This window comes from Streptomyces sp. NPDC003042, from assembly GCF_053591315.1.
Window position 1 is genome coordinate 1 of sequence record NZ_JBSFTP010000169.1, and the last position, 3062, is coordinate 3062.

Consider the following 3062-nt stretch of genomic DNA (forward strand, 5'->3'; position numbering starts at 1 on the left):
CGACCGTCCCGCCCCGGACATACGAAGACTGTCGGGAAACCCCCAAAAGAACGGCACGGGGGGAGGAGCGGGCATGCGAGGTCATCAGGGATGCGCGAGCTGATATCCAGGGCCGGCCTCCACCTCACGGCGGCCAGATGGAGCCCGGGGGCATGGGCGCGCATCAGATCGCTACTCGCTCCGCACGTCTCGGCGACTGCCACCCGTCTGTGGCCGGACACAAGCCGCCCACGACGCCTGCGCACCTCGCATGGAAGGCGACCATCGCCCGTCTGTGGTCGGAGCACCGATGATGGTCGATGTGGGATCGTCAGCTCTGTTGAATCCTCCCCTCCCTGAAGGGAGGGGATTCCTCACCCTCCAGGGCTGTTCGGGGATTTCTAGCTCACGCTGCCAGGCCAGGCGGCGCCTGGTCCGGTCTTCCACGATCAGCACTAGCCGGGTTGAGACCAGCCCGGACCAGCATCACGCGGGCGGAGTTCTTATCCCTGGGGGATACGACTCCGCACACGGTGCAGGCATACGTTCGCTCCGAGAGAGGTAGTGCGTGCTTGGTTCTCGCTCCGCACGGTGCGCAGTCCATGCTGGTGTGCGTGGGGTGGACCAGGTGCACGGCACGGCCGTGCTTGCGGCCCATCTCGACCAGGGCCGTCTTCGTCGCGGAGATCGCCGCGTCGGCCGCCTTGCGGGCCATGGTCGTCTTGGCGAGGAACTTCGGCCGGAAGTCCTCCACCGCCAGCGCGTCGTGGTCGCGCACGACCTTCTTGGCCCACTTGCGGCCGGTGTCCTGACGCTGCCGGGCCACCTTCTTGTGCAGCTTCGCAGCCTGCCGTTTCGCATGCTTGTAGCCCTTCGAGCCGGGCTCGCCCTTCGGGGGCTTGCGGCGGGCCATCATCCGCTGGTATCGGGCGAGCTTCTGCGCGGCCGTCTTGCCGTGCTCGGCGTGCGGAAGGTCGTGGACGTCGGATGTGGTGGTCGCGGTCTCGCGCACGCCCCAGTCGATCCCGATCACCGCACCCGTCTCCGGGAGCGGCTGCACCTCGGCGGGCACGACGAAGGAGCAGTACCAATGCCCGAGGCTGTCCTGATAGACGCGCACGCTGGACGGGTCGGCCGGGAGGTCCCGCGACCACACCACCGTCAGGGCGATACCGCCCGCCAGGTACAGGCGGCCGTCCTTCAACCGGAACCCGCGTAAGGTGTAGTTGAGACTCGGCCGGGCTTCGCGCTTCTTCTTCCACCTGGGCATCCCGGCCCGCTGCCGCATCGGCAAACGCTCCTTGATGTCCTTGTGCGCCTTGGCGCGGGACTTCCCGAAATCCCGGATCAACTGCTGCTGCGGAACCGAGGACCCTTCACGAAGCCAGGTGTTCCTGGCGCGGGCTTCAGTCAACATCCTGTCGAGCTGCGCCGGTCCGCAGGTCCGCTTGTCCCTCCCCCCGGGCCGGTCCCTGTTCCACCCATGCGTCTGCTTCGACTTCGCGCAGCACTCGTTCCACACCCAGCGGCACCGGTCCCACTCGCCCATCAGGGCGGCGAGAGCGGCAGACGACACGCGCACGCGGAAGGTCCACCGGGCATGCCCGGCATCCGCCACTACCGGTGTCGTCTCCTACGAGCTGGACTGCACCGTCATCACGGGTGAGGTGCTGGATGTCGGTGAGCCCGGTGATGACGTCGTTCAGCTCAGGATCGGTCCGAACGTGACGATGGTCGAGATCGAGTCGCGCAAGGACGAGCTGCAGATCGGTCAGCGGATCACGTTCAAGGTGTGGGGACTTGAGGTCTACCCATACGAGCTGTGACCGGAGTGGTGGCTACCCAGGCGAGGGCCTCGACCCGCCGTTGATGGATGTGCAGACTCTCCGCAGGCCGGGTAAAGGCGACCACGCTGAAGCCGGTTTCCCAGGATTCGGCACAGGGAGACGGAGGTGTCGACGGCGACACGGGTAGCCCGCGTACAGGCCGACAGGGCAGCACCCGCGCCGACGATGTCCCAGCGGCGCGTGGAGCTTCTGTGCGCTCAAGGCGTACGTGGGCAGCGTCAGGAGGAACTGACGGTCGGCGTCGAAGAGTCCGCAGGTGGTGGCCAGCTCGTACCAGCCGCTGTTCCCGCGCTCGATCCGGTGGGGGTCGTCGTGGGCCACGAAGGCGTCCTTCCGCCCCGTCCACGCCGGGTCGTAGATTCCTGCCCTGGCGGCCCACATCGGCAGAGCCGTGGCAGAGACCTCCTCCAGACCCGCCCTCAGCAGCGGCCGCCCCATGGATTCACCTCTGCTGCCCGAACCCCTCCCCAGGGCATGCCAGTCCGCCTACAGATCGGCCGCCGTGAGATGACCGCCGGCCTCCCGGGTTGCAGGCCGTGTGCATCCCTGATCACCTAGCATGCCCCGCCGTGCCGCTCATGCTCTCTGGTCACCTCTCATCGACGGCGCTGACCGTCCACTGGGGTGAAGGGTGGCAGACGGCGGGTATGCCGTCGTGGATTGCGGTCTGGGCGAGTGGGCGGGCGAAAGGCCGACAGATTGCCCCAATTTCCGCAGTTTGTACGCGTGTTTGTGATGTGAACGCCACTCTGACCGCTCCACAGCTCGGCATGAGCGCTGTTTGGGGCCTTCAGCCACAGACGGGCGACGGTCGCCCGCATGGGGAGGCACGCAGGTGGCTTGGGCGGCCTGTGACCAGCCACAGACAGGCGACGGCCGCCTTCCACGCGAGGTGCACAGGTGGCTGGGCGGCCTGTGGCCCGCCCACAGACGGGCGGCGGTCGCCTTCGACGCGAGGTGCGCAGGTGGCTTGGGCGGTTTGTGGCCAGCCACGGACGGGTGGCAGTCGCCGAGACATGCGGAGCGAGTAGCGATCTGATGCGCGCCCACGCTCCCGGCCTCCATCCGGCCGCCTTGAGATGGCCGCTGGTCCCCTTGGCTCCAGTCGCGCATCCCTGATGACCTCGCATGCCCGCTCCTCCCCCCCGTGCCGTTCTTTTGGGGGTTTCCCGACAGTCTTCGTATGTCCGGGGCGGGACGGTCGGTCAAGGGTGGCCGAAGGCCATCGCGAAGCGA

The 3062-nt window shown here is 67.7% G+C and carries 2 protein-coding genes; one reads left to right on the forward strand and one right to left on the reverse strand.

What is annotated here, in order from left to right:
* Positions 1–385 precede the first annotated feature (385 nt).
* Positions 386–1528, reverse strand: a complete 1143-nt coding sequence (locus ACWDYJ_RS36090) for an RNA-guided endonuclease InsQ/TnpB family protein (protein WP_451569832.1) — start codon at positions 1526–1528, stop codon at positions 386–388.
* On the opposite strand from ACWDYJ_RS36090, the gene ACWDYJ_RS36095 reads away from it, so the two are divergent.
* Positions 1428–1805, forward strand: a complete 378-nt coding sequence (locus tag ACWDYJ_RS36095) for a hypothetical protein (RefSeq protein ID WP_451569833.1) — start codon at positions 1428–1430, stop codon at positions 1803–1805. The two genes, ACWDYJ_RS36090 and ACWDYJ_RS36095, sit on opposite strands and share 101 nt — an antisense overlap.
* The last annotated feature ends 1257 nt before the right edge of the window (positions 1806–3062 follow it).

Bases quoted from the DNA above. Each gene is read 5' to 3' on its own strand.
- ACWDYJ_RS36090 (WP_451569832.1), bottom strand. From the start codon at position 1,528: ATGGGCGAGTGGGACCGGTGCCGCTGGGTGTGGAACGAGTGCTGCGCG.